This is a genomic window from Blautia sp. DFI.3.45, assembly GCF_020593505.1.
Classification (GTDB): domain Bacteria; phylum Bacillota; class Clostridia; order Lachnospirales; family Lachnospiraceae; genus Blautia_A; species Blautia_A wexlerae.
Genome location: NZ_JAJDMI010000029.1, coordinates 18243 through 44871, shown reverse-complemented (window position 1 = coordinate 44871; position 26629 = coordinate 18243). Strand labels below are relative to the sequence as shown.

The window sequence follows — 26629 nt, the reverse complement described above, 5'->3', positions numbered from 1 at the left end:
ATTGGAGGCTATTTGCTAATATGTCCCTAAGTTGACGCTAGGTTGACCACATTGGAGTCTGACCCCGGAGTATTCACAGCATAATATCCTGAAAGGGACGTTATTGTTTCCCTCTCCAATACATACTTTGATATATTTTTTTACTTTCAGATTTTATTTACTCAACTTTCCCAGCTAATATCTCTAAATAAAGTCTGAATAAATGCGGCTTGAGATGCAATCCATTCACTTACCTATAAATGAGCAAGTTCGTGATTTTGCATAAAAGAAAGACACCTTGATTCCGTGTGTTGTATAATGAAAGTGCCTAAACAAACATTTGCAACATTTACGAAAGAAGGTGTCTCTCGCAAATACTATACATCATTCTACATTCATATACAACCAGCTTAAGAAATTAAACTTATGCAAATTTTATTCCAATCGAGTAATAAATCATCTTATAAGCATTCTGATCAGCATATTTCTTTTAGTGTGAACTCTGCAAAAAAGTTACACTAAATCCGCTACGCCGTATAAATACTAGATTTTCATGGATGATTTTAGTGTAACAGTTACACTAAAACCAATTTGGAGAAAATAACTTGTTTTCAAGCTTTTTAGCTATTTAGTGTAACTTTTATGAAAAGTTCAGATATATACCCTTAGCTGGACGCACGGTCAGATTCCAATGTTCCTCAACTGTGAAAGTAAAATCATTTTATTTTTTTCTTAACTATAGATAAAATATATTCAAATGATTCAACCTTGAATACATATGAGATTCCTACATAAATTATAGCACCAAATATAATCTGTACAGCAAACTGAATTATAACAGGCAAGGATAAATATGATATAAAATAAACACCGACTCCCATTATAACAGCGCTTATCAAAGCCGGAAAGATATCTAATAACTGTTCCTTTATAGAATAATCAATTAAGCTTTTATTTGGCAAAATGTTAATTACCATTGAAATAATTCCAAATATCGCGGCTGAAACGGCAATAGCAAATACACCAAAGTACATCGCAATAACCACCATTGTAATTCCTATCGCTTTTTTTAAAATTTCAAGCTTTAAACATAAGTCGCTTCTTCCAATAGCTTTAATGATTTGCCAATTTGTAGTCTGTATTGGCTGAGTCATCCAATACAAACACAAAATTTGCATGTAAATAATGCTATTGCTCCACTTATCTGTCAATAATAATAGAATAAGAGGTCTAGACACCACTATTAATCCGATCATTATCGGAAAAATAATATAAGAAGTTGTTTTCATAGCTCTTCTTCCTATAGCCTTCAGTCTTTCTTTATCTTCTGCTGCTGACATAGCAGGAAAAACTACATTGCCAATTGCTGTATCAATATTTGTAATTGCCAAAGATGGTATTTGATTTCCCTTATTATAATAAGCAAGATCTGCTGATGAATAAGAACGTCCAATAATAAGACTTCTCGATTCATTATATACTACATTAATTAAATTGGAAAAAACCAATTTCCATCCAAAATCCATCAATTGTTTTGCACGTTCAACAGAAAATATTAATCTTGGATGCCATGGCACAGTTTTCAACAATACCAATATGTCAATAATTGTATTTGTCAAATATTGAAACACAAGTGCCCAAACGCCAAAGCCAGAATATGCCAATACGATACCTAAAATTCCTGAAATAACAGTTCCTCCTAAAGTTGAAAAGAAAAATTTCTTAAATATCATTCTCTTCTGAACATACGCATGTTGCACTGTTGCTATTGATGATAATACAATCTTTATTGATAAAATTCTAAGCACCAAAATAATTTCCTTTGTGTGATAAAATTCGGCAATATATGGGGCTCCAATAAATAATATAATATAAATAACTATAGACAAACTTAATGTACAAAAAAATACGGTAGAAAAATCCAATTCATCTGCATCTTTCTTTTGTACAAGAGCCTCTCCAAATCCTGTACTAGTAAAGACATTTGCAATATTAATAAAAACCATTACCATTGCAATAATTCCATATTCACTTGGAAGCAAAATTCTAGCCAAAATTATTGATAATATAAAAGACACTCCCTGGGCTAGGATTCTCTCACCAAATGTCCAAAATAATCCTGCTAAAACTTTTTCTTTTGTACCGTTTATGCTTTTTATTTCATTATCGCTCATATTTTTTCCTTATTTCTTATATAAATCCTGAAGTAATATACGATCCTTTCGTTTTGTCAAACTTAATAAAGCATCAAAAATTTTTAATAACTTGGTTTTCACAAAGAATCTATATAGCATATTAAAATTGCCTACTTCAAAGTAATATTTTTCTTTATCACTGCTTTTTTGACCTTCATGTTGTCTAAAGCCTGATATTGTTGAATTCACTTTATATAAAGGTTCATATTTCGCAAAATTTTTCCATAACTGAAAATCTCCTGCCATTTTATAATTTCTAATTAAACTTCCTTTACTTTTTTCCCATAATTCTTTTGTCCAAAATGTTGACTCCTGCTGAATAAAAGGAAGAATTCTTCCATCATGTAATCCTGCTTTAATAGCCATTCTTGTATATGTACTAATCCTGAATTGACATCTGCTTATATTATTATCATTCCAATATGTAGGAAATCCCATACACCATTGAGCTTTTGTTTCACTTATCACTTTTTGCATCACTTCAAACGCCCAAGGCATTAACATATCATCCGAATTAAGCCAACACAAAATATCCCCTGTTGCTAACTCGAATCCATTTGCTATGGCATCATACATTCCATTGTCTTTTCTACTATAAATTTTAACATTATATAATTTTTCATATTTCTTAGCTATTTCAAGCGTATTGTCGGTCGAACCACCATCCATAATAATATGTTCAAAATTTTGGTATGTTTGATTCATAATAGATTTTATACATTCTTCAATGTATTTTTCTCCATTATACACGGCTGTAACTATTGTAATTTTTAATTCACTCATCTTTCTTCATCCTTCCTACCGGTCGTTTTTCACACATATATATATATATGAAGATATTAATATAAATAAGTAAAGTGGTTCATACGGTGTAATTAAATCGGTAATCATTGCAATAAAATAACCCAAAATTGCAGCTGCAATAATATTTTTATAATTGTAATTTCGTATTTTTCGTGCAGACTTAATCATGCTATAGAAAAATAACAGAAATGGAATCAGACATATGATACCTCCATTTACTAAAACCTCCAGGAACTGATTATGTGCAACAAAATACACATCTTCAAGAATCTGCGTTTTATCATTCCAGTAGGTTTTGGTCAACCATCCATATTGATTCAATGCATATGAATCACCTTTTCCGTATAAAAAGTGTATGCCTATTAATTCAAGCGCTTGATCCCATAAATCTGTTCGTCCAGTCAATGTCGTATCTTTTCCAAATATTGTTCCAATAAATAGTCCTAATTTTTCCTGTACTCGAAACACAACAATAGCAACATCTGCAATAACACCAATAACTATCCCGGCTTTCATATTTGCTGGTTTCTTTCTTTTATTGCAGACAGTGCAATACCACATAAACACCCCCAAAACTATCAACGCTGTAATTGCAGTCGAAGATCCCATCAAAAATACAGCTATAGTTGCCACACTAACCCCTGACAGAAATCCTTTTTTATGAATGTAATTTTCATTATATAAATAAAATATTATCACTAAATATACTATTGTAAGACTAATAATATGGTTTTTTGTACTCCAAAAATATATGGCAGTATCATAGGAATCTCTTGCTATACCTCTTCCGTATAAAAAAATAACTGACAAAAAGTTCAACCAAATAAAAACATTCACTAATCTATAAAAGAAAAGTATCGCTCTGTTTCCATATTCATATAAAAGAAAGGATACTACAAGTACAAAGACCCCCATCATAACCGCAGTCTTAAAATCATATAATATATCAAGTTTGTTTATAGCAGAAGCTATTATCTGCATTATGTACATTACAATTATAAACCACGTTGATTTTTCCAAACATTTTATTTTTTTTATTCGTTTAAAGATATAAATTACGCCACAGGCTACTGCACAAAGTTTCCAATAATACCATATAGAAGACAAACTTGTATCTGCAATGCTGCTTGGATAAAAAAAAGGCACTATAAGAAATATCCATACTATTGTTTCTTTCTTTATCTTCATATTTTAGCTTTCTTCTTTCTAATAACTATTTTTTCTACTATTCTTCTGACTTGAGTTGAAATAGAGTTGACTATAATAGCATACACATATATTCCGACTACGGCGACTACAAATGATAGAGGAAATGCTAAATGTTCCGCACATAAATCTATTACTACCATTTGTACTAGATAAATCTCTAATGTGATTTTGGCCAGAGAATCAGCAATTTTTGAAATAGCTGTTTTGTGTTTAATTTTAATAAAAAAGCTCTCAAGGTTTTCAAACAAATAAGTAATATAATAAATAAAAACAACTTCTTCAACATGAATAATAAACTGAAACGGAAGCAGGACAGTACATCGTTTAATAACGAATTGCAAGCCATAAAATATCACGAACATAGCACTACAAACAATTAATAAACTGACTTTATTTTGGGCATTACTCCTTTTCTTTTTCTTGCAATAAAAACCCAACATCATAACTGCAAAATAATAAATCCACTTAAATAAGCTATCCCTTTCTATGGATACATATGATTTATCAACACACAATACATATGAAATTGTATATATTATCCCAATTGTTATGAAAACTACTTTGAAACTAAGTGTTCCATTATCAAGCAATCTAACTGTAATATAATAGAGTATATACAAAACCAATATTGCTTGAACGAACCAGAATCCTACTGTCGGATTCACAATATTTCCTAATATCTCCTTTAAGTTAGGGGTTGCTATATGTATCATATATCTGTAGAAAGTATTTATTAAAACAGCAACCACGCATGGAAGATATATTCTCCACAATCTGTGCAAATACCAAGCCCCCCCCGTCCACGACAATTGACCCTCGGCTTTTAATATTCGAAAGACAAAACCCAGATACCCAAAAAAAGATACTATTACCAATACTTCCTCCCATGGACAATTGTGATATTGGATAAATGGTATCAAAATGCGAATTAGTTATTAATATTGTCGCAAGAGCTTTTAAATATATAACAAATTCAAACATTGTTATGACCACCCCTCCTATTCTGGCAGATTTAAATCTATTGATTTTACTGACTATAATGATTTTTTTCACCTTAAAAACAGAGCCAGGAATGATAGATATCATAATATCTATATTAGTCAAACTCCTAGTCCTAGCATTTTTAAAGTATTCCACTGTATTACCGGCAGTCAGTAATACCCGATAGTTTTTGTTTCATAGCAAAATTTATATAAAGTATTTTTTTGAACAATTTCTTTTATTCTTTAAAGTATACAAAAATCCCCATAATTTCTTTTGATTCTTTATGCCATTGATAAGTTTTAATCTGATCCCTTTATATTTTCCACGAAATACAGCGATTCCCCTTGGAACTCCATTTCTAGTCGCAACAATAACACCTTCTTCAAAGACTTTTTTTGCATTGGCATCACTTGCACCGCCAGCTGACATTGATACAATTACATTTGGTGTATATTTGAAATTAGCTCCCTTGCTATAAAATCGTGCCATTAAATCTTTATCCATTATGTATCTAAGATTAATATCAAAGCCTCCCCATTTTTCGTAAGCTGTTCTTCTTACAAAACATGTCGGATGCATAAGTACCATTTCATATTTTAATTTTTTCAATTGCATTTTAGACTTTCTAATATATTGCAGATTACGCTCAGCATCAATCCAAAGACAATCCCCACATACAATATCAACTGTTGGTGTAAAAGCATCTGCAATTTTCACTAATGCTTCATCCATAAGTTGATCATCTGAATTTATAATTCCAATGATATCTCCACTGCTCCTCTGAATTCCTTTGTTAAAAGCATCAGAAATACCATGATCTGGTTCCGATTTATAATTTACTTCTATTCCTGCCTTTTCTAATTCTGGAATATACTTTTTTATCAAGTTTATTGTTCCATCTTTTGATCCACCATCAACAAAAACATATTCCAATGGCCGATATGATTGCCCTAAAATCGAAAGAATCGTTTTTTCTATAGTATTTTTTGAATTGTATGAAATTGTAATAATAGAAATCTTTTCAGCCACTTCATTTTCTCCTTCAATTCTTTATTTTTCTGCAACTATTCTCCCATATATATCTTGTAACACTTTTGCATTATTCTCCCAAGAATAATGTGTTTCCAATCGTTTTCGACCAGCTATACCATGCTTTTCCATTAGATAAGGATTTTGTGCATACTGTTCAATTGCCCTTAGAAATCCTTGTTTTACAGATTCATAAGAAACAGGATCAATTAAAACACCCGTTTCGTCTGTAACAATTTCTCCAACGCCATGGTGATTAATTGCAATGACTGGCAGACCATGAGACATTGCCTCTAACACAACATTTCCAGATGTGTCTCGTAAACTTGTAAACACAAAAACATCTGCGTTGTCATATAAACTATTCACTTCATCATAGCTTAACGCCCCTAAGAAACGTACCTTTTCCTCAATTCCATATTCTCGCACAAGTCTTTCAGACGCTTTACGATCCTGCCCATCTCCAACAATGCTTAATGAATAATTTTCAAATTGGCTATTATGCAAGGCATCAATCAGAACTTTTAAACCTTTTCGTGGCCAAATACCGCCCACCCATAAAAGCCTAATCGGCCTCTTTTTGTTGATTGTTAAATCCTCATCATAATCTTTCACTTCATTCCTTTTCAGGTCATACCCTGTCTCTAGCAAGCGAACGTACTTTCTTGATTTCGGCATAATACTTTCTGTGGACTGATCTGCAATTAAAATAGTATTTGCCTTTTTAACAGCTGCTTTAATATCACTAGAGAATATCAAATAGAATCTATTGATAAAATTCCTTAATTTTTCTTTGTTGATATCTTTTCGACTAAAATAAGCGTCTTTGAAAATAGGATTATAAAACTGCCCGCCTCCAATTGGCCCCCAAACGAATGGCACTGGAAGTTGATACAGCTTTCCTGGTGTTCTAAATTCATTAAATGTTATATGGTGTACAATATCGATTTTCTCATCTTCAACAATTTTTCTTGCGATAGGTAATATTTCTTTTTGCCACATTTTATAGTAAACAAATATACCATTTGGCAATTTCTTCATTTTTCTTTTCCATGTAGCACAATCATGATAATAGAAATGAAGATGTTCCACTGGATGTTTCTGTAAAAATGTTTCGATAACTTTTCGATTGTTAGAGCGGGTTATAACATAAACCTCGTCCATTTTTGCCATTTGTAGTGCCCAATTCCAACCCACACCAGGTTCTGAACCCTTATTTGGTTCACATGCATACGCTGATATTAAAACCCGAATTCTATTTTTTACCATTTTCTTCGTTTCCTCATAATTGCATTGCATTCTTTAAGCATTTTATTAACACATTCATCAACTGTTCCTTCTGTAGTATCAATAAACACTGCTTTGGGATTATTAATGAATCTTTCATTCAATTTTCTCTTCTGTTCATCAATTTCATCAATTGTGATTTCATGTTTTCTATCCAGCAGTTTCTTACTATCACCAGTTAAAATAAATATAACATCTGGTTTTAAAACAAAATGTTCAAAAAACGAAAGAAATTTATCCGACAAATTCAAGTTATAACGCACTTTATCTATTGAATAGTCATAATAATATCTTTCAACCAATACCAGTGTACTTTTAATTTTTGCAATAGCAATCTTTACATTTCCAATTAAAAAATCCAGAAAATAATAGCCAAACTTAGCTACTGAAGTGAATTTTCCTGCTTTTTGCTTCTTTCCATGAGGATTTGATGCATCAATCGGTGTGGCATCTTTTTTTAACTGAGAAATATCTTTTAAAACACGCACTCTTGAATGATAATGATCAATTTTTCTAAATGCCGTAACATATCTAGCTTTTAAATTCTCTGCAATCGTTGTTTTTCCTGCGCCATCTACCCCTAGCAAAACAATGAAAAGACCTGTAGGATGAACAATTCTCTCAAATCTACGCTTCAAATCAAACACTTTATAATGCAGATTATCCGCAACATTGGAAGTTTTCTTTTTTAATAGCTGATGTGCTCGTTCTAAATCAATCAAGTTATATTGCGATGAATCAACACACTCAAGAATTTCATTAATCTGGTCTTCCGCTATGAATCTTTTCAGACCGGCTTTCGTTTCCTGCCTTTCTTTTTCGTTCATTGCTTTCCACAATGCAGTCAGCCGTTGCTTACTACCATCAGAAAAGACTTTCTTCAGTATTTTTTTTACTAAGACATATGTAAATTCAGTTTGTGGTTTTGGTATATAAAAATTTTTGTACATTCTCTTGCCATCTAAGAGTTCTTGTACTGAAATTACAACTCGACCATTTCTCTCATAATGTGTGCAAAAATCAACTTGAAGAAACTCATCATCATTCGAAATAACACAATCTGCTGCATAGTTTTCATGCCGCCAAAATTGAATTACTCTCCAGCCAGTTCCAACCAAGGTATCATCAAGCAACTTGATAGCGTCCTTTATATTCGGAACATTGATTGCTGTATCTATATCAGAGTCAAATCTATCCGGCAAATATTGATATGAATGAATAATAGCATAATCAATATTATTCGAATTGAAAGATTCAAATATATAATTAAAAACCTCTGTACAATTCATTTCTTTACTCTCCTCAACTGATCTGCGTTCTTAGTTTTTCAAATTCTTTTAAAAAGCCTTCTTTTTCTATGGCAAAATCTGGTAAAAACTGATGAATATTCTTCAATCCTTCATCAAATGCTTCCGAAAGTTCTTTACCATTCAATACCTTTTGCACAATAGTTGCATAATGCATAAGGTCAAATCCTGGCATCCTATAACCGCAATGCTCCCAATCAAATAACGTGTACTTATCACCATTTCTTTTTAAGTTCCATGGAGCAAAATCCCCATGTGAAAACTCCAAACCGTTCTTTTTATCTTTTGACAGTTCTTCGTAAATTTCTACGATTTCTTGTGTTAATATAGGCTCTACTTTGTCACCAACAAATTCCTTCGTTATTTGAATATTGAATGTTGCCCCGTCTGCTCTGCTGATACTGCCCAATAATTGCGGAATATCAAAAGTTGAATATACTCTCTTTTGTTGTAAAAAAGAAATCTCTGCATTCATTTCTTTTTCTGTTGCTGCATTTCCAATTTTTATAAAATCAGCATTTTCTGAAGCGTTGAAACACTGAAGAACTATTTTTTGTTTTTCATCATAAGTACCAACAATCATATTCCAGTGCTTTTTTTGAGCGTTCTGCCTACAAGTTTCTACTTCTTTATTAAGTTCCACTTTCGCAAAATATCCCAGTTTCATAAGGTTCAATATCGGAAACGGAATAATATTTATAAACTGCATCAACAGACTTAGTTTTTTTGAATATGTAGAAATATTTTCACTCAACCTTTTGGCTCCGCCATCCAAATCAATTAAATATCGCAAATGCAATCCACTGCAAAGTGCAAAATGCGTAGCCAATTTCCTATTTGTATTTTCAATTTTCATCACCTGTGAAACAATATTTGAGTCTTGCATTTACAACCCTTTCATCTGTATAGCCTTGTAGATCCTACCGATTAATTCATAGTTTTTCTCTACTGAATAATTATCTTTATATACTTTCTTTGTCTGACTACATAATCCATGACATCTTTTAACTGCTTGAATGATTTCATCCACCAAGTCAGCTGTAAACTTATAACCTGTTATTCCCTCTTCAACAACACTTCCAGCATTTCCCAAATCAGAACAAATGACAGGCGTTCCAACACTAAACGCTTCCACAATGCTCATCGGAAATCCTTCATACCACTGAGTAGGCAATACAAGTGCTTTGCTGTTTGCTATTATCTTTAGAGCCTCATTATTTGGCACAAATCCACGCATTTCAATGTTCACATCGTTTTCTCTAATGAACGACTTACACCAATCCTCCATTGGGCCGGTACCACAAACAATCAGCTTAGGCGCGTGTGCTCCCATACGCTTCCATGCTTCAAAAAGCAGGTCAATTCCTTTTAGCTTATCTAATCTTCCTGCAAAAACAAATTGATTCTTTCTATCCTTTTCTGGAATATATTCATTTTTGCATTCAACGAAATTAGGCTTTACAAATACCCTTTCCAGTTTAATTTGCTTTAATCCCAACAGTTTTTGCTTATTAAAATCAGTCAAGCAAATATAATTGATTTTTCCGTAAATTCCTGTCATTCGATGGAATGCAGTACTAAGTACACATGCCAATGTCTGAATTTTACTTCCTCGATAGCAACGGTGTTTTACTGCGCATTTCAAACCATACTCTACGCAATCTTCACAAATATGCCCATCTCTATAAAAAGTCGCACCGGGACAGAGTAGCCGAAAATTATGTATCGTCTGAACCACTGGAACCTTCATGCGTCTTGCCGCATAATAGACCGCTGGACTCACCAGATTAAGTGTGTTATGAACATGAACGATTTCTATCTTCTCATCTCTTATCAACTTCTTGATGTCTCGGTATGTTCTTGGATTAAACACTGTTGTAATTGGAAGAAAAACTTTCTGAAGTTTTGACATTTGCTTCAATTCTGCATTATTACGGCTGTATAAGATTACTTTATGGCAATGCTTCTCAAGCATTTTCTTTTCATTGGCAACAACTGTATCTTCTCCACCTGGAATCTGGTAATAATTATGTACAATCAAAATATTCTGTTTTTTCGCATTGTCCACAGTCATTACCTCACTTTCCCCTTATCATTGCATTCCAAATAAACTTCGTGTTAGTACTCCAATATCTCTTAAACAGTCTCTTCGGATCTTGTACTAATCGATATACCCACTCCAGATTATGTTTTTGCATCCACATCGGGGCACGCTTAATATTCTCTGCATAATAGTCAAATCCGGCTCCAACACCAAGCATCAGTCCATCAATCTTTCCCTGATGTGCTGCCATCCACTTTTCCTGTTTTGGAGCTCCAATCCCAACCCAGACAAAGTCCGGTTTTGTTTCATTAATTCTCTCTATAATTGCCTTATCTTCCTCTTCCGTCAGAGGTCTAAACGGAGGACTGTACATTCCAGCAATTTGGATTCCCGGATAATTACTTGTGAGTTTTTGATACAACAGCTCCAATGTTTCTTCTTTGCTGCCATAAAAATAATGGCGATACCCCTTCTTTGCAGAGATCTCAAAAATCTCTCCCATTAAACTTGGGCCTGTTGTGCGCTCCATATTCTTATGACCGCGTTTCTGACCAACAGTAGAAAGAGGACCGCCATCTGGAATTGCCATTAACCCGCCATTTTGAATTGCGCAGTAATCCGCATCGTCAAAACTGGTTACAGTTGTATGTACATTTGAGACACATATATAGTCTCCTTTTATTTCCGAAATATTTTTTTCGAGATAGTCTACCAACCACTCCATATTGATTGCCGCAATATTAACGCCCATAATATTGCAAGTTGGAATGCGTTTTTTATCAACCTTTCTCTTATACTCCATTTCTCGCACCTTTCCCTCTTTTTCTACTTATACGGAAGGCTCATATTGAGCCGAGCAATTTATATAAAACAGTGTGGTTATCATCCATGCCGGATAATCTATCGCACTGTGGTTATCATTTTTCTCACAATGACATCTATTTTTCCGACCGTCACTGAGTCTTTGATGTAGACCTGTCATGGGCTACTCACCTAACTTGTTGGCATATGAATTTTGTTAAAACTGTACACATCTTTCCATCCATTTTCTACAAGTAACCCCATCCACAATAACAACAAAATCCGCTCCACTTCATGCTCCTTTGCATTCCATGTGCGGACTTTGCCGAATTTTCTTCATACCGATCCTTCCCTCTTCAGAACCATAATTACTGTTTTAAACAGTATTTTAATATCCAACCCAAAATTCCAGTTGCTGATATATTCTGTATCCAGTCTTACAACTTCTTCGAAGTCAGTGATGTCGCTTCGTCCGCTTACCTGCCACATACCGGTGATTCCCGGTTTAATAGCGATTCGAGCCCTGTGATGTAATTCGTATTGACGCAGTTCGTCCTGAAGGATCGGACGAGTTCCCACAAGGCTCATGGTTCCATTTAGTACATTCCAGAACTGTGGAAATTCATCAAGGGATGTTTTCCTGATAAATTCGCCTATTCCGGTTTTTCTAGTTCCGTCCGGCAAAATCTTATTTCCGATTACTCGGGGATCGAAATCGAGTTTGAACATACGTCCATCACTCATTTTGTTCTGAGCCATCAATTCTGCTTTCCGTTCTTCTGCATCCATATACATACTCCGGAATTTGTACATCTTAAATGGCTTTCCGTTTTTTCCAATCCTTGTCTGTGAGAAGAAAATCGGACCCGGAGAACTGATGTAGATAGCCGGTGCTATGAAAATAAAAATGATTCCTGTCAGGAAGCAGCCCACCAGTCCCCCCAGAATATCCAATACTCTTTTGGCAAGTGCCTGTCTGTCTGTGGCATAGTTCATGGTGGTTGTCAGAACTGTATATCCGCCAATTGCCTCCACAAATTGTTTCTGTCCGGGAGTACTTCTGACTTTTGCCAGGTTTACATGAACCGGCATTCCCATTTCCAGCAACTCTTCTATCAGTTCCTGAGGGTATGGATATGTTTCATCTACATTTACAAAGACCTCATCTACCCACTGCTGACAGATAAAGGATGATGCGTTATTTAAGTCTGCTACTACCGGGACTCCTGCAATTTCTTTCCCTGTCATATCTTTATCAATGAGTATCAGACCATTGATGTTGTAGCGGTTATAATTGTGTTCTTTTACATTTTGGATTACTTTTGATGCAAGGTCATAATTGGTTACAATGTAGAGAGAATGCTCTCCACCTTCTGCCATTTTATGTAGCAGACGTTTTTTCCATATTATTCTTGTACAATAGGATAAAAGCACATAGAAAATTCCCATAAGATAAAGGATTATTCTTGAAAAGGCATGTCCGCCACTGACAGTAAACAGGTACAGACCACTTGCCAGTTCAATCAGGATCATCTGCCGGATAACAGAGCGCAGCTCCTGATAACGTCCTCTTCTCAGAACTCCTTTATAAGATTCAAACAAAATGATCAGGAACAGATCCACCAATATGACAAATATCATCACATTGCGATAAATTCCCAGTGTAAACAGGTTCCTGACAGAACCGTTTCGAATCAGATACGCCAGTATTAAAGCCATAAATAAACACGCAAGATCAATTAATATGAAATCTTTGTGTTTATACCATCCTCTTGATTTTTTCCTGTACATACGTTTTCCTAACCTCTCCTTCTTTTTTATTCAAAAAGGCATATTTACAGAATCGTTTTCCTGTAAATATGCCATCATTTTTTATTATTCTTTTCTTATAATTTCCAATCCCACCTTCATTTCTACTGTTCTTCCGAACATTTCTATTTCCAAATATGCTATTCTTTTATGTCTGTCTATCCTGCGGATATTGCCTTCCATTCCCATCAATGGACCTGACAAAATCCGCACTCTGTCGTTCTCAATAATACCTGATGACATCTCAACAAGCTGTTTGTCTGTACCTATTCTCATAAGCAATTCTACTTCTTCCTGCACCAGCGGGACAATCTGATCTCCAATTCCAATCAGTTTCGTCAACCCGATAACCTTTTTGAGTCCATTTACCAGACATTCCAGATTTTGAGCAATTAAAAAGACATACCCGGGAAAGAGGATTCTTTCCTGGATATGCCATTCACCCTGAAATCGTTTCTTCTGTTGGTAATATGGGATAAAGCAGCGTTCTAAAACATTGCTGCTTATTAACCGCTGACACTGACAGCGGATGTTTTCTTCGGTGCCTGTGCGCACCTGCATCACATACCACATTGGATATCTTACCTCCATATTTTGGGTATGCTTCGCCATTCTGCCTGTGTTTCAAAGCAGACTCATACTTCAAGATATGTATTATCCATATCTTCAAACGCGGCAAAGCGACGATTTAAAGACAAAAGATTTACGTCGTGTTTTATTATAACTACATCAATAAAAAAATGCAACATATTTCTACAAAAAAACGCTTTCGCTGCTGCCAAAACATGACCAGTAGCGAAAGCGTTCATTGTATCTTCTTTTTCAGCTAAAATTATTCAGCTGTGTCTTCCTTTGCATCTGCAACGATTGTGAAGTAGCAAAGGTCATCTAATGCGACTTTGATTGTTTTTTTCTCTTTGTCTACATTGATCGGATCAACAATTGTCCATTCCTTTGTTTCTTCATTGTAGCATACAAGCTGAATGTTCTCCATGTCATCTGTGATGCTTGGAACTGAGAATTCAACTTCATATTTGCCATCTGCGTTCTTTACAGCTTTGACAGAGTCAAGAACTTTGAACTGTATGAAACCTGTAACGAAATCTTTTCCGTCCAGTTTCTCAATAACTTCTTCAATCGCAGCTTTGAGTGTTTCATCTGTTTCTTCTTCTGCAAGAGTCTTCAGAACATCTGCGAATCCGTTCATGTCCATCTCGCCTTTTCCAACTTTCTCAAAAGCATCTGCAACTGCCGGAACTGCTTCTTTCAGTTCTTTGAATCCATCAGTATCTTCGATCTTCTGAATGATCTCATAGACCTGGGAATCTTCCTGAACTACTGTAACATCCTTTGTACGGCTTCCATCTGCACTGACACCAAACGCACATCCTACACTGAGGACTGCCGCTAACGCAAGTGCCATGAATTTCTTTGCAATTTTCATAATGCACCTCTCCTTTTGGATTATAATTTATTTAGATAATAGCACACCTTGCACTATCTACCTCTTAATATAATAAAACAAAACATAAAGAATATCAATCAATTTTTGTTATAAAACATCGAAATAATCATATCCGTCAGTTCATCTTCATCTACATGGTATTCATCGAAGTTCTCTCCCTGTGTTCCTTCTCCTGGAACAGTTCGGGAATCTGTAATTTCATTCTGTGATGCTGTCAAAAGTTTTGCAAAAACATCATTTCCCATGTTTGTAACTGTATAATTGTCGATACTGTCATACAGACCTGTTACAAATCCGGCATCTTTGGATGCCTGCTCCTGTGCCTTCTGCAGAAACGCCTGAAGATATGTCTTCTGACGCTCCTGACGGACAAGAGCACTCTGACTCTTTCCTATGTCACGATAACGGACAAACTGTTCTGCATTCTCTCCGGTCAGCGTAACCACCGAGCCTTCTTTAAAATCCGGATTTATATCTTCCAGACTGTTATCCGGCACTGTGATCTCCACACCACCTACATAATCTGTGATTACAGAAATTCCATCCATATTCATGGCACAATATCCCTGAACAGGAAGACCATTCAGAAGGTTGGAAACTGCTGTTTTCATCAATTCACAGCTCTTCTGCCTGCCATCACCGTACGCATACTGAATATTAATATGGTCTGTTGTCATTCCCAGGCTTTTTCCCGCAGGATTAAAGACTTCTATTCTGGTCATAGAATCTCGTGGAATAAACAGAACCTTTATCTTTTCTGTTGCACGATCCATGGACACCAGGAAAATTGCATCTGCCTGCCCGGCATCTACCTGTGACTGATAAGTATCTACAGTTTCCCTTGTATCAATTCCCAGGAATAAATAATTGCTGAGATGATCGTTATATTTGTATGTCTCACCTTTATATTCCACGATATCACCGTTTTGGCTCAAGTCCGTCTGATTCCGGCTGTCACTGTTCTGACCGCCGTTTTGTGGCGATGCAGCATTTTTCTGGCTTAACAGATAATAACCGCCGCCAAGAACGGAAAGAACTATGATCAGGATAATAATCAAAAGCATACAGATCTTGCGCTGTCTGATGGCTTTTCTTGTGGTTTTTGTCATTTTCATTCCTTCAATCTCTGTATTTCAGTTATCTCATCAGTTTTTGCTGATGTAATTAAGCTCCTGCAGTTTCTGTAATATTGCCTCTGCCATTGCCTGCTGGGCCTCATAGGTAGAAGACGGCTGTGCAGTCACATTTGCAAGACTGATATAGTGTTCTCCCCATTTCTGGCTGAGTACCTGATCCAGTGCTTCAGAAGTTACGCTTCCGTCCATAGGGCGTGTTCCTACTACAATAAACTGATCTTTATTCTGAAATGTATTTAAAATCTGTTCCTGCTGGTCTGCCAGTTCTGCAGGATCATGATTCCAGCCGCCATAATATCCCATGAAGATAACAGGAATACAATCCATATCATTTCTTGTAGTCTGTTCTTCTGTCAAATCACGTATTCCGGTCTCTGTCACATTCAGCTGGGCACCGTTTGCAGCCTGCTGATGTCTGGTAATATAGCCCTGAAGGGTTTCATCACTTACACCAGCCATCTTCATCATGGAAAGAGTGCCGCCTCCCTGAAGTGTTTTATTGATTACTGTCATATTATAGCCATTATCGGTCAGAAGCTTCTGAAGTACTGTCATATAGGAATATGTATTGGATTCTTCCCCATTGATCAGATCATCTCCCCAGCACACAATGCCTGAAGCAGCTGTCGTCTTATCTTTTGTATCTTCTGTCTTATCTGCATCTTCTGTGTCAGCTGTATCCGTTTTTTCTGTGTCTTTTGTGTCTTCTGTGTTCTTTGATTTAATGTCTTCTGTATCTTCTGCTTCTTCGGAAGATATCTCCTCCAGCTCTTTTGCACGTTCTTTTACTGCTTCGTAATCTTCAATCCCACTCTGCTGGTCGTCTGCAATTTCTGACAGGTGTCTGGATTCCTTCTGTTCCGATTTATAACTGGTCACAAGAATAAAGCCCAGGAGAACTGCCAGAAGAATGCAGATAAAGCCCAGTAAGATATTCGTCTTTTTTATTTTTTTCTTCCTTATTTTGCTCACTTTTCCAAATTCTCCTTTATCATTGATCATGGTTTCTGTCTTACTGCCAGATAACTGCCCGTATTATTTAATCTGGGCTTCTTCGTCACTTCTGCGATAATACTCTCCATAATGCTTATAATAAGAAGAATAATATTTGTCATCACTGGTATCTATCTTGTTCATAACAGCTCCAAGAATACGGCATCCGCTTCTTTCCAACTGTTTAAATGCTTTCTGTGCATCCCGGTACCTGACATTTCCCGGTTCGATCAGAAAGACTGCACCATCGCAGCATCTTCCTATCACTGCCGCATCAATTACTGTTCCGATAGGCGGTGTATCGATCAGGATATAATTATAATATTCTCTGATTTCCTTTAAGAATACCTTAAAGATATTCTCACTGAGAAGTCCTGACGGATTCGGTGCACTTGGACCTCCGAATATGATATCCATATTCGGAAAGTTTGTAGAATAAATAATCTCCTGTAATCCCACCTGACCGCTCAGAAGCTGTGAGAGACCTTTCACTTCCTCTTCCACACCCAGTCGTCCGGCATATGCAGTCTTCCTGATATCCGCATCCAGAAGGAGAACCTTCTTGCCAATGCTCCCAAGCTCCCGGGCAAGGCTGAGTACTACATCACTCTTACCTTCGTTTGGATAACAGCTCGTAACCAGAATTGTCTTTATGCTCTGACCCGACAGCTGAATATTGGTACGCAGCGTTTTGATCGCCTCACTGTAAAAATAATCCGGGTTTCTTTTATCTGTTAAATTGAGTTTCTTCATTGCTCAGATTCCTCCATCAGTTTAATGGTGCTTCTTATTCTTGTTCTTTGATTTCCTGTTCTTCGCATTTATAAAATCTTTTCTGTCAGGAACCTTGGCAAGAACAGAAACTCCCAGGTATTTCTCAATATCTTCCTCTGTCTTAATAGTATCATCCATTACAGCGTATACAACCACGATTGCCGCACATGCAAGGAAACCGAGTAAGAAGCCGAGTGCTGCATTCTTCTTTACACTTGGAGAAGTTCTTACAGTAGCAATCTTACCAACTTCAATAATCTTTGGCGGAATAACTTCCATTTTATCGCCAATATAGGATGAAGAAACATTCGCAATCTCATCTACGATCTTCTTTGCCATTTTAGAATCTGTATTATTGACAGTAATCTCAAGGATACGGGTATCTGTAGGATTATTGATACTTACGCTTTCTTTCAGTTGTTCTGCAGTCATATCCAGATTCAAATCTGAAATTACCTGCTCCATCACAGGAGTACTTGTGATCAGAACTGTATAATCACTGGTCAGGCTGGCACCTAACTGCAGATCCGCCAGTGATGTCAGTGTGGTTTCTTTTGAAAGTACAAGGATACTGGATGTGGAGCTGTAAATCGGTGTCATCAAAAACTGTGTATATGCTGCTGCAATACAGCCTCCGGCAAGAGCAACCATCAGTACCAGAAGGATTTTTTTCTTGAGCGCATAAAATATTTCCAGTAAGTCGATTTCGACTTCATCATCATTTGCATCGGGTCTCTGTGCTTTGCTGCTCTCAAAGTTACTGTTCAAATTGTCTAACATCTGATAATTTCCTTTTCCCTTTTTTCTTTATAGTTTTGTACATTACTGTTCACAGGTAATATTCTGTCTTATGTATTTCTGAAAGTAAACAGCAAAATTGACATAAACCGATTTTATTGTATATCAGCCAATAAAAAAAGTCAATCTGTAGCCTCATGTTTTTGTTTCTGTTTCAGAATTTCTGCAGGATTATGAATAAACAGTTCATCTGCATAGTCCTGCCCGAATTTCGCTGAAACCATACGATATGCCTCGCCAATCCTGCTGCTCCTCTTTGCACTGTTGTGACAGTCTGATCCAACGAAATGAAGGAGTCCGTCTTTCATGATTTTATTACAGTACCGTTTAGTAAAAAATCCGTCTTTTCCTGTGATGCTGTCTGCATTGATCTGCATATAGACACCCATATCTGCCAGTTCTTCCACAAAATCCAGACTGTTGCGTGTGGCTTCGTAACGTTCTATATGTGCCATGATCGGCTTATATCCTCCGGAGAGCAATGCACCGAGACGTTCCCGTATATAGCTTTCTTCCGAGTTATGGGAAAATTCTGTAAGAACATACCGCGAACCGGCCATTGTCATTACTTTCTGTTCTCTGAGCATGGGAAGCATCTCCATATTGGCGTGAAACTCACATCCCAGATACACATGGAGATCCGGGCTTATCTCTGATGCCGCTTTCTCCACCAGTCTGAACTGCTCTCTGACTTTCTCCGCAGGTGTTTCAAACATCCGAAAGCGGAAATGGGGAGTTGTAATAACCGTCCGCACGCCCTGTTCATATTCCATCCGGAGTAATTTTACGGTTTCTCCTATATCTGTGGCTCCATCGTCTACACCGGGTACAATATGACAGTGTATATCATAAATTCCTTTTATGGACATCCTATCATTCCTTCCTGACTGTCTGCAGCATTTCTGATGCTCCTGTAACTGCTGACCACATTCGTAATCTAAAAAAACAATCAACCGGCTCTGTATGATCATCCTCATACAAAGCCGGTTGCTGAATATTTATGAGTATTCTCTTAATTATTCTTCTGTAGCTTCCTCAGCCGGTGCCTCAAGAGCTTTCATGCTCAGGCTGATCTTTTTGTCTTCGCCGTTGAAGTCAACAACCTTAGCTTCGATCTCCTGTCCGATGGAAAGTACGTCTGAAGGTTTGGCAACGTGCTCTCTGGAAATCTGGGATACGTGAAGGAGTGCATCTACTCCAGGTGCAAGCTCTACGAATGCGCCGAAGTCTGTCATACGTGCAACTTTACCTTTAACTACGTTTCCTACAGCGAAGTCCTCAGCTGCTGTGAGCCATGGATTTGCTTCCGGGAATTTAAGGGAAAGTGCGATCTTCTCTCCGTTGATCTCTTTGATAAGAACTTTGACTTTATCGCCAACAGTAAATACTTTCTTCGGGTTCTCTACTCTGCCCCAGGACATTTCGGAGATGTGAAGAAGTCCGTCTGCTCCGCCCAGATCGATGAATGCACCGAAATCTGTAACGTTCTTAACTGTTCCTTCAACTGTGTCGCCAACATGGATTCTCTCCATTAATTCTTTCTGTTTCTCTGCTTTCTCAGCAAGAAGAAGCTGCTTACGGTTACCGATGATGCGGCGTCTTCTCGGGTTGAATTCTGTGATAACGAATTCGATCTCCTGATCTGCATATTTGGAAAGGTCTTTCTCGTATGTGTCGGAAACGAGGCTTGCAGGAATGAATACTCTTGCTTCGTCTACGTTTACACAAAGTCCGCCGTCAAGTACCTGAGTTACAGGAGCTTTTAATACTTCCTGATTCTCAAATGCTTCTTCAAGACGTTTGTTGCCTTTCTCTGCTGCCAGTCTCTTGTAAGTAAGAGTAACCTGACCTTCTCCATCGTTTACTTTGAGAACTTTTGCTTCCATTGTGTCTCCAACGTGAACAGCATCTGTGAGTACAAGGCTTGCATCGTTAGAGTATTCGTTCTTTGTGATAATACCGTCTGCTTTATAACCGATATTCAGAATAATCTCATCTTCTTTAACATCGATGACAGTACCCTGTACAATCTCTCCATTTCTGATAGTCTTTACGGAATCTTCCAGCATTTGTTCAAAACTTAATTCTGACATGTTCTTGAACCTCCTCAATAATTTTGTTTGGGGTGGAAGCCCCTGCTGTAATACCTACATAACTACTGCATTGGAACATTTCAGAATCCAAGTCTACAGGTGTTTGTATATAGTAAGTATTTCCACATTCCTTTTTACATATTTCAAACAGCTTTTGAGTATTGGAACTATGCCGGCCGCCTACGACCAACATAGTGTCTACCTCTCCGGCTATGTTTTTTGCTTCTCTCTGCCGTTCTTCGGTAGCATTACAAATAGTGTTTAAAATATTGAGAATATTTAAAACATTATTATCATACCTCTTTTTGCAAAGAATTTCAACTAAATCTTTAAATTTGTTGTAATTAAATGTCGTCTGGGACACGATACTTATTTTTTTGCCTTTTGGGGGTACAAATGCTTCGGCTTCTTCTTTGTTTCTGATCACCGTGTACGGTCCCTGACACCAGCCGCAGATGCCCTGTACTTCGGGGTGGTCTTTGTCACCGATGATGATGATGTGGTTTCCTGCAAGGCTTTCCTTTTCCACGATCCTGTGGATTTTCAGGACGAAGGGGCAGGTCACATCTACATAAGAGATGTTTTTTTCTTTCAGCTTATCGTAGATGGCTTTGCCTACACCGTGAGAGCGGATGACTACTGTTCCGTTCTGCAGGGTATCATCCGGGAAATCCAGGTCTGCTTCTGTGATAACATGGACGCCACGGGCTTCCAGATCCGCTACTACGCCTTCATTGTGGATGATCGGACCCAGAGTGAAAATAGGTTTCTGTTCTGTGTCTATGAGTTCGTAGACTTTGTTCACTGCACGTTTGACGCCGAAGCAGAAGCCTGCTGTTTCTGCTACTTTTACTTTCATAAAATAATCCTTCTTAAATTATTTCTGCACTTTTTCCTTATATACATTAAGAATCGCATTTACAACATCATCAATTCCCATTTCCGAGGAATCTACGAGCACTGCGTCCTCTGCCTGTTTCAGAGGGGAGATTTCGCGGTTCATGTCGCGTTCGTCGCGCTCGATGATGTCTTTTCGGATCTGGTCCAGGTCGAAGGATTCTCCCTTCTGTTCATATTCCAGGGCTCTTCTTTTTGCTCTGGTGTCTGCGCTTGCTGTGAGGTAGATTTTTACTTCTGCGTTTGGAAGGATGGTTGTGCCGATATCTCTGCCGTCCATGACTACGTCGTTTTTCTCTGCCAGAGTTCTCTGAAGTTTCAGAAGGTGGGCTCTGACTTTCGGGTTTGCGGAGCTTTTGGATGCCATATTTCCTACCTGTTCGGTGCGGATCATAGCATTTACGTTCTCTCCGTTGAGGATGACAATCTGTTCTCCGTTTTTGTATTCGATGGAGATGTCAGCGCCGGAACATACAGCCTCGATCTCTTCCTGATTTTCTCCGTTTACGCCATGGTTCAGAAGATATAAAGCCATTGCCCTGTACATGGCTCCTGTGTCTACGTAAATAAATGATAATTCTTTTGCTACTTTCTTTGCGATGGTGCTCTTACCTGCTCCTGCAGGTCCGTCGATGGCTATGTTACATCCCATTTTTGTGATTCCTCCTGTTTCTATTATTTAATAACGTATAGTCAAATCATATCATAGTTATATAGCAATTCCATAAAATACTGCAGGCAATCCAGTCCATCATAGCGTGAAGTCCTGCGTCAGATATCTTTGTCGTGCATCAGCACGCCTGCAGATATCTTCCTTGTCCTTCGCACTCTGCCGAACTGTCCTGATTGCATTATTTTGTGTAATTGCTTAATTTGCTTACTGTATCGCCTGCGCTGCCAGATATGCGGTAGACCAGGCAATCTGTAAGTTATATCCACCTGTCACTGCATCCAGATCCAGTACCTCGCCTGCGAAGTAAAGACCTGAGATTTTCTTTGATTCCATTGTCCCGGGATTGATCTCTTTGACAGAGACGCCGCCTCTGGTGATGATGGCTTCTTTAAACTCACCCATTCCTGTGATTGTGAAGGGGAAGGCTTTGATAAGGTCAATGAAGTGCTGGCGTTCTTCTCTGGAGATGTCGTGGATTTTCTTCTCTGCGGGGATTCCACCCAGTTCCAGCATTACCGGAGTCAGAGATGACGGGAAAAGTACGCCAATCACATTCTTGAACTGTTTGTTTGGTCCTGCTTCAAATTCACGCAGGATCCTGGCATCCAGTTGTTCTCTGGTGAGTGCAGGCTTCAGATCCAGATATGCGGACAGTTTGCCGTTTGGTGCTTTCGCCAGTTTTGCACCGATGTGGGCACTGGCGGAGAGGATCATTGGACCTGTGACTCCGAAATGGGTGAACATCATCTCTCCGAAATCCTCATAGAGTACTTTCTTTCCATTCTTTATGGTAAGTCCTGTATTCTTAAGGGAAAGTCCCTGAAGCTTAGGGATATAGTCTTCTTTTGTCTTTAATGGCACAAGGGAGGGAGCAATGTCCGTGACTTTCAGTCCCAGTTCTCTTGCGAAGCGGTATCCGTCACCTGTGGAACCGGTACTCTGATAAGAGAATCCGCCGGTTGCCACGATGACTGCATCTCCTTCCATGAAGGTTCCGTCTGTAAGGATGACTCCTGTGATCTTCTCCTGCTGTATGTCAGATGATTTTTTTCCTTTTCTGCTTTTTCCTGCATCAGATCCTGATTCTGTTAATGTAGCTTCTGATTCCAGGGTATTTGCCGAATCTGTTACAGGTTTCTTTACGATTTCCTGCACAGCAGTATGAAGATGAATCTTTGCTCCTGCTTTCTTCAGCTCACGCTCCAGAGCGCGGATGATGTCTGAAGAATGGTCAGACTGTGGAAATACGCGGTTTCCACGCTCTACCTTCAGAGGGACACCTGCTTTCTCAAAGAACTCCATTACATCCTGAGGGGTAAATGAATAGAAACTGCTGTAGAGGAACTTGGGATTGCTCATCATTGCAGGAAAGAGTTCTTCTGTGTCGCAGGCATTTGTCACATTGCATCTGCCTTTTCCTGTGATGAAGACTTTCTTTCCCAGTTTCTCGTTCTTCTCTAATATATGAACTTCATGATGGTTACGGGCTGCAAAAACCCCTGCCATCATTCCGGCAGCTCCGCCGCCGATTATTATAACTTTGCTCATGGAATATTCTCCTGTATTTATTTTACCCTGCAGATTGTCTATTTCATCATGGTTCCACGTCTCCGCTTCGCTACAATCAATATAGATATGTACCACTGGCATCATATCCCCATTGGCACATTATATTCCCGGGTATCATATTCTTTCATAATAACGCAAAGGAGCCTGCTTACGCAAGCTCCTTTTTTCGTTTGGACATATTTAATTACTGATCAATTATACAGGATATGCTCCGTTCTTTTTGTCAGCTGCTTTCTCGTCAACTTTTGTTTTCTGAGCCTGACGGTATTTGAAGAAGTCCATAGCTACCTGTGGGAACAGTGCGTATGTTAATACGTCTTCATCCTGTTCCTTGTACTGAGCCATTTCGCTCTCAAGTTTCTCAAGCTCGTTGTCAAGAAGGTCTGCCGGACGGCATGTGATCGGTTTCTCATCGCCGATGCACTTCTTCTGTACTTCCGGATTAAACGGTTTTACAGTTGCGCCGTATTTTCCTAACAGGATATCTTTTGTTTCTTTTGTAACCATTTTGTATCTCTCGCCCATAAGTACGTTGAATACAGCCTGTGTACCAACGATCTGTGAAGACGGAGTAACAAGTGGCGGTTCACCAAGGTCTTTACGTACACGCGGAACTTCCTCGAGAACATCGTAGAATTTGTCTTCTGCGTGCTGTTCTTTCAGCTGGGAAGTCAGGTTGGAGAGCATACCGCCCGGTACCTGGTACAGTAAAGTCTTGATGTTAACACCAAGGTTCTTCGGATTGAGCAGTCCGCTGTCAAGAGCTTCGTCACGGATCGGACGGAAGTAGTCAGCGATCTCGGAGAGAAGCTTCTGATCAAATCCTGTGTCGTATGGTGTATCTTTGAATGTCTCAACCATAACCTCTGTTGCAGGCTGGGATGTTCCCAGTGCAAATGGAGACATTGCTGTATCGATGATATCCACACCTGCTTCTACTGCTTTTAAGTAAGTCATGGAAGCTACACCGGATGTGTAATGTGTATGAAGGTCGATCGGGATCTTAACTGTTTCTTTTAATGCTGTTACAAGCTCTGTAGCTTTGTTTGGAAGGAGAAGACCTGCCATATCTTTGATACAGATGGAATCAGCGCCCATATCTTCAATACGTTTTGCAATGTCTGTCCAGTATTCCAGTGTGTAAGCATCTCCTAATGTGTAGGAAAGAGCTACCTGTGCATGAGCCTTCTCTTTGTTTGCAGCGCTTACTGCTGTCTGCAGGTTACGAAGGTCATTGAGGCAGTCAAAAATACGGATGATGTCGATTCCGTTTGCAGCAGATTTCTGTACGAAGTATTCTACAACGTCATCTGCGTATGGACGGTATCCAAGGATGTTCTGTCCACGGAAAAGCATCTGAAGTTTTGTGTTTTTGAAGCCGTCACGTAATTTACGAAGTCTTTCCCATGGATCTTCGTGAAGGAAACGAAGGGATGCATCGAATGTTGCACCACCCCAGCACTCTACTGCGTGATAGCCGACTTTGTCAAGTTTATCTACGATCGGAAGCATCTGTTCTGTGGTCATACGTGTTGCAATCTGGGACTGATGAGCATCACGGAGAATGGTTTCCACAATTTTAACAGGTTTTTTCTCTAATTCTGCCATTATTAAATCTCCTTTATAAATTCAATTATACACCGAAAATAGCCATGAATGTTCCGGCTGCTACGGCTGTACCGATAACACCGGCAACGTTCGGGCCCATTGCGTGCATCAGAAGGAAGTTTGTAGGATCTGCCTCTGCACCCACTTTCTGGGATACACGGGCTGCCATAGGTACTGCGGATACACCTGCGGAACCGATCAGCGGGTTGATCTTTCCATGAGTCAGTTTGCAGAGCAGTTTACCAAGCATACATCCGCCGAATGTACCGATTGCGAATGCAACAAGACCTAAAACTACGATCTTCAGAGTATCTGCGTTTAAGAATGCTTCTGCACTTGTGGAAGCACCTACGGATGTACCCAGAAGGATAACTACGATATACATCAGGGCGTTGGAAGCTGTTTCTGTCAGCTGTTTTACAACACCGCACTCTCTGAACAGGTTACCAAGCATGAGCATACCAACCAGCGGAGCTGTTGTAGGCAGGATCAGGCAGACAACGATTGTGATAACGATCGGGAACAGGATCTTCTCCAGTTTGGAAACCGGGCGAAGCTGATCCATTTTGATCTTACGTTCTTTCTCTGTTGTGCAGAGTTTCATGATAGGCGGCTGGATGATCGGAACCAGTGACATATAGGAATATGCTGCCACTGCGATCGGTCCCATCAGTGCAGACTGTCCAAGTTTACCTGCAAGGAAAATGGAAGTCGGGCCGTCAGCACCACCAATAATGGAGATAGCTGCTGCTGCTTTTCCGTTGAATCCAAGAAAGATTGCAAGGAAGTAAGCTGCATAGATACCAAGCTGTGCCGCAGCACCCATCAGGAAGCTGATCGGGTTTGCGATCAGCGGACCGAAGTCTGTCATGGCACCTACACCCATGAAGATCAGGGATGGTAAGATACTCCACTCATCAAGGATGTAGAAATAATGAAGAAGTCCACCTACACCATTGGACATATCTTCCGGGTTTGCCATAATGTCCGGATAGATATTTACAAGCAGCATACCGAATGCGATAGGAACAAGCAGAAGCGGCTCGAATCCTTTCTTGATAGCAAGATAAAGGAATACGCAGGCTACTGCGATCATCAGGTAATTGCCCCATGTCAGATTGAAGAATGCTGTCTGGTGAATCAGGTTGGACAATGTTTCTGTTACATAAGACATT

At 38.4% G+C, this 26629-nt stretch carries 24 protein-coding genes; all 24 read right to left on the bottom strand.

Going from position 1 to position 26629, the window contains the following annotated elements; genetic code table 11:
- Positions 1 to 695 precede the first annotated feature (695 nt).
- A complete protein-coding gene (locus tag LJE09_RS11260) occupies positions 696 to 2153 on the bottom strand; it encodes a lipopolysaccharide biosynthesis protein (RefSeq protein ID WP_173697767.1) in 1458 nt (485 codons plus the stop codon).
- A 9-nt stretch (positions 2154 to 2162) separates the two neighbouring features.
- Entirely contained in the window at positions 2163 to 2957 is a 795-nt protein-coding gene (locus LJE09_RS11255) for a glycosyltransferase family 2 protein (RefSeq protein WP_118521056.1), read from the bottom strand.
- A 15-nt stretch (positions 2958 to 2972) separates the two neighbouring features.
- A complete protein-coding gene (locus LJE09_RS11250; protein ID WP_227311336.1) occupies positions 2973 to 4166 on the bottom strand; it encodes an O-antigen ligase family protein in 1194 nt (397 codons plus the stop codon).
- On the bottom strand, positions 4163 to 5062 hold the full coding sequence (locus tag LJE09_RS11245) for an acyltransferase family protein (protein ID WP_173697766.1): 900 nt from the start codon (positions 5060 to 5062) through the stop codon (positions 4163 to 4165). The genes LJE09_RS11250 and LJE09_RS11245 overlap by 4 nt, the downstream gene beginning before the upstream one ends.
- A 313-nt stretch (positions 5063 to 5375) precedes the next feature.
- Positions 5376 to 6200 (bottom strand): glycosyltransferase family 2 protein, encoded by an 825-nt coding sequence (locus LJE09_RS11240; RefSeq protein ID WP_173697765.1) that lies wholly within the window; start codon positions 6198 to 6200, stop codon positions 5376 to 5378.
- Between the two features lie 21 nt (positions 6201 to 6221).
- A complete protein-coding gene (locus LJE09_RS11235; RefSeq protein WP_173697764.1) occupies positions 6222 to 7469 on the bottom strand; it encodes a glycosyltransferase family 4 protein in 1248 nt (415 codons plus the stop codon).
- Entirely contained in the window at positions 7463 to 8776 is a 1314-nt protein-coding gene (locus LJE09_RS11230) for a hypothetical protein (RefSeq protein WP_173697763.1), read from the bottom strand. Before LJE09_RS11230 ends, LJE09_RS11235 begins: the two co-directional genes overlap by 7 nt.
- Before the next feature lie 13 nt (positions 8777 to 8789).
- Positions 8790 to 9680 carry a phosphotransferase gene (locus LJE09_RS11225; protein ID WP_173697762.1) on the bottom strand — a complete coding sequence of 297 codons (891 nt, stop codon included), beginning with the start codon at positions 9678 to 9680 and terminating at the stop codon, positions 8790 to 8792.
- The gene (locus LJE09_RS11220) at positions 9681 to 10862 is read right to left on the bottom strand and encodes a glycosyltransferase family 4 protein (RefSeq protein WP_173697761.1); all 1182 of its coding nucleotides are present in this window, start codon (positions 10860 to 10862) and stop codon (positions 9681 to 9683) included.
- 10 nt (positions 10863 to 10872) lie between these two features.
- Positions 10873 to 11640 (bottom strand): WecB/TagA/CpsF family glycosyltransferase, encoded by a 768-nt coding sequence (locus LJE09_RS11215; protein ID WP_173697760.1) that lies wholly within the window; start codon positions 11638 to 11640, stop codon positions 10873 to 10875.
- A gap of 335 nt (positions 11641 to 11975) precedes the next feature.
- Positions 11976 to 13430, bottom strand: coding sequence for a sugar transferase (locus LJE09_RS11210; RefSeq protein ID WP_173697759.1), 1455 nt, complete (start codon positions 13428 to 13430; stop codon positions 11976 to 11978).
- A gap of 84 nt (positions 13431 to 13514) precedes the next feature.
- Entirely contained in the window at positions 13515 to 14021 is a 507-nt protein-coding gene (loaP, locus tag LJE09_RS11205; RefSeq protein WP_118338470.1) for an antiterminator LoaP, read from the bottom strand.
- Positions 14022 to 14280: 259 nt separating this feature from the next.
- Entirely contained in the window at positions 14281 to 14892 is a 612-nt protein-coding gene (locus LJE09_RS11200; RefSeq protein ID WP_118338469.1) for a phage tail assembly chaperone, read from the bottom strand.
- Between the two features lie 98 nt (positions 14893 to 14990).
- Complete coding sequence (locus tag LJE09_RS11195; protein WP_226852964.1) at positions 14991 to 16028, bottom strand: LCP family protein; 1038 nt, start codon at positions 16026 to 16028, stop codon at positions 14991 to 14993.
- A gap of 30 nt (positions 16029 to 16058) precedes the next feature.
- Positions 16059 to 17021 (bottom strand): hypothetical protein, encoded by a 963-nt coding sequence (locus tag LJE09_RS11190; protein WP_226852962.1) that lies wholly within the window; start codon positions 17019 to 17021, stop codon positions 16059 to 16061.
- Positions 17022 to 17084: 63 nt separating this feature from the next.
- Positions 17085 to 17795 (bottom strand): polysaccharide biosynthesis tyrosine autokinase, encoded by a 711-nt coding sequence (locus LJE09_RS11185; protein WP_118338467.1) that lies wholly within the window; start codon positions 17793 to 17795, stop codon positions 17085 to 17087.
- A gap of 21 nt (positions 17796 to 17816) precedes the next feature.
- On the bottom strand, positions 17817 to 18596 hold the full coding sequence (locus tag LJE09_RS11180; RefSeq protein WP_118338466.1) for a YveK family protein: 780 nt from the start codon (positions 18594 to 18596) through the stop codon (positions 17817 to 17819).
- Positions 18597 to 18736: 140 nt separating this feature from the next.
- A complete protein-coding gene (locus tag LJE09_RS11175; RefSeq protein ID WP_055052994.1) occupies positions 18737 to 19483 on the bottom strand; it encodes a CpsB/CapC family capsule biosynthesis tyrosine phosphatase in 747 nt (248 codons plus the stop codon).
- Positions 19484 to 19630: 147 nt separating this feature from the next.
- A complete protein-coding gene (gene rpsA, locus LJE09_RS11170) occupies positions 19631 to 20707 on the bottom strand; it encodes a 30S ribosomal protein S1 (RefSeq protein ID WP_022379815.1) in 1077 nt (358 codons plus the stop codon).
- Positions 20688 to 21566, bottom strand: coding sequence for a 4-hydroxy-3-methylbut-2-enyl diphosphate reductase (ispH, locus tag LJE09_RS11165; protein WP_022379814.1), 879 nt, complete (start codon positions 21564 to 21566; stop codon positions 20688 to 20690). The genes rpsA and ispH overlap by 20 nt, the downstream gene beginning before the upstream one ends.
- Before the next feature lie 18 nt (positions 21567 to 21584).
- A complete protein-coding gene (cmk, locus tag LJE09_RS11160; protein ID WP_118568651.1) occupies positions 21585 to 22256 on the bottom strand; it encodes a (d)CMP kinase in 672 nt (223 codons plus the stop codon).
- A 225-nt stretch (positions 22257 to 22481) separates the two neighbouring features.
- Positions 22482 to 23825, bottom strand: coding sequence for an NAD(P)/FAD-dependent oxidoreductase (locus LJE09_RS11155; protein WP_227311334.1), 1344 nt, complete (start codon positions 23823 to 23825; stop codon positions 22482 to 22484).
- Between the two features lie 216 nt (positions 23826 to 24041).
- Complete coding sequence (locus LJE09_RS11150; RefSeq protein ID WP_008704465.1) at positions 24042 to 25454, bottom strand: oxaloacetate decarboxylase subunit alpha; 1413 nt, start codon at positions 25452 to 25454, stop codon at positions 24042 to 24044.
- A 25-nt stretch (positions 25455 to 25479) separates the two neighbouring features.
- Positions 25480 to 26628 (bottom strand): sodium ion-translocating decarboxylase subunit beta, encoded by a 1149-nt coding sequence (locus LJE09_RS11145; protein ID WP_008704466.1) that lies wholly within the window; start codon positions 26626 to 26628, stop codon positions 25480 to 25482.
- Between the last annotated feature and the right edge of the window lies 1 nt (position 26629).

What these genes read in the sequence shown, in the direction of transcription:
- LJE09_RS11235 (WP_173697764.1), bottom strand. Translation starts at nt 7,469, where the DNA reads ATGGTAAAAAATAGAATTCGGGTTTTAATATCAGCGTATGCATGTGAA.
- LJE09_RS11145 (WP_008704466.1), bottom strand. Translation starts at nt 26,628, where the DNA reads ATGTCTTATGTAACAGAAACATTGTCCAACCTGATTCACCAGACAGCA.
- LJE09_RS11175 (WP_055052994.1), bottom strand. Translation starts at nt 19,483, where the DNA reads ATGTCCATAAAAGGAATTTATGATATACACTGTCATATTGTACCCGGT.
- ispH (WP_022379814.1), bottom strand. Translation starts at nt 21,566, where the DNA reads ATGAAAGTAAAAGTAGCAGAAACAGCAGGCTTCTGCTTCGGCGTCAAA.
- LJE09_RS11210 (WP_173697759.1), bottom strand. Translation starts at nt 13,430, where the DNA reads ATGTACAGGAAAAAATCAAGAGGATGGTATAAACACAAAGATTTCATA.
- LJE09_RS11185 (WP_118338467.1), bottom strand. Translation starts at nt 17,795, where the DNA reads ATGAAGAAACTCAATTTAACAGATAAAAGAAACCCGGATTATTTTTAC.
- LJE09_RS11200 (WP_118338469.1), bottom strand. Translation starts at nt 14,892, where the DNA reads ATGAAAATTGCAAAGAAATTCATGGCACTTGCGTTAGCGGCAGTCCTC.
- rpsA (WP_022379815.1), bottom strand. Translation starts at nt 20,707, where the DNA reads ATGTCAGAATTAAGTTTTGAACAAATGCTGGAAGATTCCGTAAAGACT.
- cmk (WP_118568651.1), bottom strand. Translation starts at nt 22,256, where the DNA reads ATGGGATGTAACATAGCCATCGACGGACCTGCAGGAGCAGGTAAGAGC.
- LJE09_RS11255 (WP_118521056.1), bottom strand. Translation starts at nt 2,957, where the DNA reads ATGAGTGAATTAAAAATTACAATAGTTACAGCCGTGTATAATGGAGAA.
- LJE09_RS11230 (WP_173697763.1), bottom strand. Translation starts at nt 8,776, where the DNA reads ATGAATTGTACAGAGGTTTTTAATTATATATTTGAATCTTTCAATTCG.
- LJE09_RS11225 (WP_173697762.1), bottom strand. Translation starts at nt 9,680, where the DNA reads ATGCAAGACTCAAATATTGTTTCACAGGTGATGAAAATTGAAAATACA.
- LJE09_RS11250 (WP_227311336.1), bottom strand. Translation starts at nt 4,166, where the DNA reads ATGAAGATAAAGAAAGAAACAATAGTATGGATATTTCTTATAGTGCCT.
- LJE09_RS11150 (WP_008704465.1), bottom strand. Translation starts at nt 25,454, where the DNA reads ATGGCAGAATTAGAGAAAAAACCTGTTAAAATTGTGGAAACCATTCTC.
- LJE09_RS11215 (WP_173697760.1), bottom strand. Translation starts at nt 11,640, where the DNA reads ATGGAGTATAAGAGAAAGGTTGATAAAAAACGCATTCCAACTTGCAAT.
- LJE09_RS11195 (WP_226852964.1), bottom strand. Translation starts at nt 16,028, where the DNA reads ATGAAAATGACAAAAACCACAAGAAAAGCCATCAGACAGCGCAAGATC.
- loaP (WP_118338470.1), bottom strand. Translation starts at nt 14,021, where the DNA reads ATGTGGTATGTGATGCAGGTGCGCACAGGCACCGAAGAAAACATCCGC.
- LJE09_RS11180 (WP_118338466.1), bottom strand. Translation starts at nt 18,596, where the DNA reads ATGTTAGACAATTTGAACAGTAACTTTGAGAGCAGCAAAGCACAGAGA.
- LJE09_RS11260 (WP_173697767.1), bottom strand. Translation starts at nt 2,153, where the DNA reads ATGAGCGATAATGAAATAAAAAGCATAAACGGTACAAAAGAAAAAGTT.
- LJE09_RS11155 (WP_227311334.1), bottom strand. Translation starts at nt 23,825, where the DNA reads ATGAGCAAAGTTATAATAATCGGCGGCGGAGCTGCCGGAATGATGGCA.